The 5,148-nt window shown below is 69.2% G+C and carries 7 protein-coding genes and 1 tRNA gene; all 8 read left to right on the top strand.

Features of this window, described 5'->3' with window-relative positions:
• Positions 1-75: 75 nt before the first annotated feature.
• Entirely contained in the window at positions 76-678 is a 603-nt protein-coding gene (locus ACFU7D_RS28470) for a septum formation initiator family protein (protein WP_378873605.1), read from the top strand.
• Positions 679-681: 3 nt separating this feature from the next.
• Positions 682-1,191: a DUF501 domain-containing protein gene (locus ACFU7D_RS28465; RefSeq protein ID WP_378732295.1), complete on the top strand. Its 510-nt coding sequence runs from the start codon at positions 682-684 to the stop codon at positions 1,189-1,191.
• On the top strand, positions 1,188-2,111 hold the full coding sequence (locus ACFU7D_RS28460; RefSeq protein ID WP_378873603.1) for an exopolyphosphatase: 924 nt from the start codon (positions 1,188-1,190) through the stop codon (positions 2,109-2,111). Before ACFU7D_RS28465 ends, ACFU7D_RS28460 begins: the two co-directional genes overlap by 4 nt.
• Before the next feature lie 118 nt (positions 2,112-2,229).
• Positions 2,230-2,901: a hypothetical protein gene (locus ACFU7D_RS28455; protein ID WP_378873601.1), complete on the top strand. Its 672-nt coding sequence runs from the start codon at positions 2,230-2,232 to the stop codon at positions 2,899-2,901.
• 72 nt (positions 2,902-2,973) lie between these two features.
• The gene (locus tag ACFU7D_RS28450; RefSeq protein ID WP_378873599.1) at positions 2,974-3,492 is read left to right on the top strand and encodes a glycine cleavage system protein R; all 519 of its coding nucleotides are present in this window, start codon (positions 2,974-2,976) and stop codon (positions 3,490-3,492) included.
• On the top strand, positions 3,489-4,046 hold the full coding sequence (def, locus tag ACFU7D_RS28445; RefSeq protein WP_378873597.1) for a peptide deformylase: 558 nt from the start codon (positions 3,489-3,491) through the stop codon (positions 4,044-4,046). The genes ACFU7D_RS28450 and def overlap by 4 nt, the downstream gene beginning before the upstream one ends.
• A gap of 18 nt (positions 4,047-4,064) precedes the next feature.
• Positions 4,065-4,139 (top strand) — tRNA-Leu (locus tag ACFU7D_RS28440).
• A gap of 125 nt (positions 4,140-4,264) precedes the next feature.
• Entirely contained in the window at positions 4,265-5,113 is an 849-nt protein-coding gene (locus ACFU7D_RS28435; protein ID WP_378873595.1) for a Bax inhibitor-1/YccA family protein, read from the top strand.
• The last annotated feature ends 35 nt before the right edge of the window (positions 5,114-5,148 follow it).

Here is a 5,148-nt window from a genome sequence, read left to right as displayed (position 1 = left end):
TTAGAACGCGCCGACTCGGCAGGCTTGCGGTCAGGGTGCGCCGACTCGCTGGTCTCGGATGGGAGGATGAGCGACGTGGCAACGCAGGGACCGGGACAGCAGAGTCAGAGCAAGCGCATCCAGCGATCTCGCGGCCCGCAGGGGCCGGGGCGGCGGCCGGGTGCCCCCAGGGCGGCCCGCCCGGCGGCGATCGGCGGCATCGATGCGCTGCGCAAGCGGCTGCGTCGGCCCAAGCTCACCGGCCGGGCGATGATGATCATCGTCGTGGCCGCCGTGATGGTGATCTCCTACGCCTCCTCGCTGCGCGCCTACCTGCAGCAGCGCCACGACATCAACGCACTCCAGACCGAGATCGCCGAGCGCAAGGACCACATCAAGCAGCTCGAGGAGCAGACTCGTCGCTGGGAGGACCCCGCCTACGTCCAGCAGCAGGCCCGGGAGCGGTTCGGGTTCGTGATGCCGGGGGAGACGGCGTACGTCGCCCTCGACGAGAACGGCGAGCGCATCCAGACCGAGCCGGAGCTCACCGACCCCGGCAAGGTGGGCAGTGCGGAGCACCCGAAGGCTTGGTGGGACGATGCGTGGGGCTCCGTGCTGCTGGCCGGTGACCCGCCGGAGCAGACAGGAGACGGGCCGGAGTCGGAGATCGACCCGCCCAAGCAGCAGAAGGAAGACTGAGACATGGCCATCGATCCCAAGGACGTGTCCGCGATCACGGCACAGCTGGGACGCGAGCCACGGGGGATCCACGAGATCGGGCACCGCTGCCCGTGCTCGCTGCCCGATGTGGTGACCACCGAGCCGCGGCTGCCCAACGGCACGCCGTTCCCGACGACCTTCTACCTCACCTGCCCGCGTGCCGCCTCGAAGATCGGCACCCTCGAGGGCACCCACGTGATGAAGGACATGGAGGCGCGGCTGGCCGACGACGAGGAGCTCGCCGCCGCCTACGCCAAGGCTCACGAGGCCTATCTCGAGGCGCGCTACGAGCTCGGCGACCCGCCCGAGATCCACGGCATCTCCGCAGGTGGGATGCCGAACCGGGTCAAGTGCCTGCACGTCCTCGCCGGTCAGGCGCTCGCCCAGGGCCCCGGCGTCAACCCGCTCGGCGACGAGGTGCTCGAGCGCCTCGGCGAGTGGTGGAGCTCCGGCCCCTGCGTGGACCTCGAGCTGGAGGACGAGGAACAGTGACCCGGCGGGTTGCTGCCATCGACTGTGGCACCAACACGATCAAGCTCCTGATCGCGACGGTCACCGCCGACGGTCTGAACGAGGACGTACGCGAGGCCCGCATGGTCCGCCTCGGTCAAGACATCGACCGCACCGGTGTGTTCGCAGAAGAGGCTCTGCAGCGTGCCTTCGTGGCCATCGACGAGTACGCCGCGCTGATCCGCGAGCACGGTGTCGAGAAGGTGCGCTTCGTGGCCACCTCGGCCACCCGGGACGCCGCCAACGCGGCGACCTTCATCGACGGCGTACGTGCTCGGCTCGGCGTCACACCGGAGGTCGTCACCGGGGCGGACGAGGCGGCGCTCTCGTTCGGCGGCGCGGTCCGCAACCTGCGCGGCACTCATGAGCCGCCGGTGCTGGTGATCGACATCGGTGGCGGGTCGACCGAGCTGATCCTCGGCGACGGACCGACGCCGAGCGTCGGCGAGGCGGACAGCATGGACATCGGGTCGGTGCGCCTCCACGAGCGCCACCTGCGCTCCGACCCGCCCACGCGGGAGGAGATCGAGGCCTGCGTACGCGACATCGACGCACACCTCGACGACTGCCCGGTCGACCCGGCCACCGCAAACACCGTGGTCGCCGTCGGCGGCACCATGATCCAGCTGGCCATGGGGTTGCTCGAGCTGGCTGCGTACGACCGCACCGCCACCGACCACGCCGAGGTCGCGCCGGCCGATGTCTACCGGCTCGTCGACCGCCTGCTGGCGATGACCGTCGACGAGCGGCTGGCGCTGCCCTGGATGCACCCCGGCCGGGCCGACGTGATCGCCGCCGGTGGGGTGATCCTCAGCCGGATCCTGAGGCGCTCGCACGTCGAGTCTCTGCTGGTCTCCGAGTCCGACATCCTCGACGGAATCGCCTGGTCCGTTAGAGACTAGGCATGTCGGGGGACTTGATCTCTGTTTGTGGCATCTTGGTGTTTGTCGCCTAGGTCTAAGTTTACCGGCGAATATCCCATCAAACCGAACCAAATGCTGTCTCTCGGAAGGTCAAGAAGTGAAAAAGCTCATCCTGCTTGCCATCGCTGCCGCTGGTGTCGGCGTGCTGGTCAAGAACAAGTCTGAGCAGCTGAAGGCCGGCGCGAACAAGGTCACCCATGACCCGCGCGTCCAGTCGGCCCTCGCGACCGCCTCGGAGAAGGCGGCGCCCATCAAGGAGAAGGCTGCTCCCTATGCCGAGGCCGCCAAGGCCAAGGCCGGTCCCTACGCCGCGACGGTGAAGGAGAAGGCCGGTCCCTACGCGGAGCAGGCCAAGGAGAAGGTCTCGGCCGCGGCCGGGGTCGCCTCCGAGAAGCTGCACCTCAACGGCTCCACGCCGGAGTCCACCCCGGAAGCCGCCTCGGAAGCCGCCTCGGAGCCCGCCGCTCCGGAGTCGACCACCGGCTCGTCCTCGAGCAGCGAGTACGGCGGCTACCCGCCGGCTCCGCCGGCGCCGTCCGCCCCGCAGGCCGGGGTCACCGGTGACCCGCTCACCGACCCGATCGCCCCGGCCGACCCGTACGCCGCCGAGGTCCCGCCGCCCCCGCCGGCCGACCCCGACAAGGCCTCCTACGACGACCTGGGCGGTGGCGACACCGCGGTCAAGCCCACCTCGGAGGGCACGCCCGAGTTCGCTCCCGAGCCGGTCGACTCTTCCGAGGAGGAGAAGGACAAGTGGTTCCGCGGCTGAGCCGCGGCACGGAGTAGTCCATCTGAGTCACCCGCGGTCCGCCATCGGCGTGCCGCGGGTGACAATGGATCGGTGACCATCCACGCCATCACCGTCCTGGGACACGACCGCCCGGGGATCATCGCCGACACCACCGCCTGCCTGGCCGGGCTCGGGCTCAACCTCGAGGACTCGACGATGACCCGGCTCCGCGGTCACTTCGCGATGACGCTGCTCTGCGCGGGCGAGGCCACCACGGAGGCCATCCAGGCCGATCTCGAGCCGATCGCGGCCGACGGCACCCTGACGGTCACGGTCTACGAGCTCCCCGAGGAGCAGGCGCCGGCCGGCGCCGGCCAGCTCTTCGTGCTCTCCGTCCACGGTGGTGACCGCCCGGGCATCGTCTCCACGGTGACCGCCGAGATCGCCGCCGTCGGCGGCAACATCACCGATCTGACCACCCGCCTCTCCGGGGACCTCTATGTCGTCGTCGCCGAGCTCGAGCTGCCGGCGGACGCCGACGTCGCAGTGCTCGAGGCATCGATCAAGCGGGTCACCTTGGAGCTCGGCGTCGACGCCACCCTGCGGCCGATCGAGGCCGACGACCTGTGACGATCAATGAACGGGTGCTGTCCTGGACCGAGGCGGAGCTGGGGGTCGAGGGCAAGGTCCTCGAGGTCGTACGCGCCCCCGCCCACGTCCTCTCCGTCCCCGGCAAGGACGTCGACCCGGCGGCTCCCGAGACCGTCCAGCTCGCCGCCGACCTGATCGCCACGATGCGGGTCTCGCCCGGCTGCGTCGGTCTGGCCGCCGACCAGGTGGGCGTCTCGGCCCGGGTCTTCTGCGTCGACGTCTCCACCCACGTCAAGACGAAGACTCACCACGGGACGTACGTCCTGTGCAATGCGGAGGTCATCGAGTCCAGCCGCAACGAGAAGGCGCGCGAGGGCTGCATGTCCGTCCCCGATCTGACCGGTGACGTGAAGCGGGCCTCCCGGCTGACCGTACGCGGCCAGCTCCCGGTCACCGGCGAGACCGTCGAGATCGTCACCGACGCCTTCGAGGCCCGCTGCCTGCAGCACGAGATCGACCACACCAACGGCCTGCTCTTCATCGACCGCGTCGCGGGCGCGCACGCGCTGCACCAGCGCCAGACGTACTTATGACGCTAGGGTCGGCCGCGCGCCCCGGTATCCCAATCGGTCAGAGGACGGCGTCTTAAAAACGCTTCAGTGTGGGTTCGAGTCCCACCCGGGGCACTCCTACGATCCCGGAACCTCAGGGTTCTCCCGGACGTTGAGTGAGACACAGGGCCGGTACGCTGGCCACAGGAGCCGCCACCGTGGCGGACCCTTTCACGTCGCTTTCGAGGAGTGACCACCAGATGCAGAGCAACAACCCGGTGTTCCGTAGGGCAGAGGGCTTCGGGCAGCCGTCGCAGAACGCCTACGGCAACGCGACCTACGGTGGCAACGGCGCTTCGTACGCCGGCTACGGGCAGGACCCGAGCCAGTGGTCGACCGGCGGCCCCGCGGCTCCCACCACGGGCACCCCCATGACGATCGACTCGGTGGTGCAGAAGGGCGCGATCACGCTCGGCGTGGTCTTCCTGGCCGCCATCGCGACGTGGGTGATGACCCCCGACATCAGCTCCGACGCCAACCTCGCGCCGCTCTACCTGGCCGCAACGCTCGGTGCCGGTGCGGCGTTCATCCTGTCGCTGGTCAACTCCTTCAAGCGCATCGTCAGCCCGGCGCTCGTCCTGGCCTTCGCCCTTGCTGAGGGCATCGCCCTGGGCGCGCTCAGCAAGACCTTCGACGCCATGTTCGGCGGCGGCATCGTCGTCCAGGCCGTGATCGGCACCTTCGCCGCGTTCGCGGGCACCCTGGCGGCGTACAAGTTCTTCAACATCAAGGTCGGCAGCAAGTTCCGCACCTTCGTGATCGCCGCGATGTTCGGCATGGTGGGCCTGAGCCTGATGGAGCTGGTGCTCGGCATGTTCGGTGCCAGCTTCGGCCTGTTCGGGTTCGGCACGCTCGGCATGATCACCGCCATCGCCGGCCTCGCGCTCGGTGTGTTCATGCTGATCCTCGACTTCGACCAGATCGAGCAGGGCGTCCGCGCCCAGCTCCCTGAGCGTGAGTCGTGGCGCGCGGTCTTCGGCCTGACCGTCAGCCTGGTGTGGATCTACACCAACCTGCTCCGCCTCCTGGCGATCTTCCAGCAAGACTGATCGACCAACACCAACAGGACCGCCCCGCTCTGACT

This window comes from Nocardioides sp. NPDC057577 (assembly GCF_042801335.1).
Lineage (GTDB): Bacteria > Actinomycetota > Actinomycetes > Propionibacteriales > Nocardioidaceae > Nocardioides.
The sequence above is the reverse complement of the archived record's forward strand: the minus strand, read 5'-3'. Positions and strand labels throughout refer to the sequence as shown.

Coding starts and splice junctions, on each gene's coding strand:
- ACFU7D_RS28435 (WP_378873595.1), top strand. CDS start 4,265: ATGCAGAGCAACAACCCGGTGTTCCGTAGGGCAGAGGGCTTCGGGCAG.
- ACFU7D_RS28465 (WP_378732295.1), top strand. CDS start 682: ATGGCCATCGATCCCAAGGACGTGTCCGCGATCACGGCACAGCTGGGA.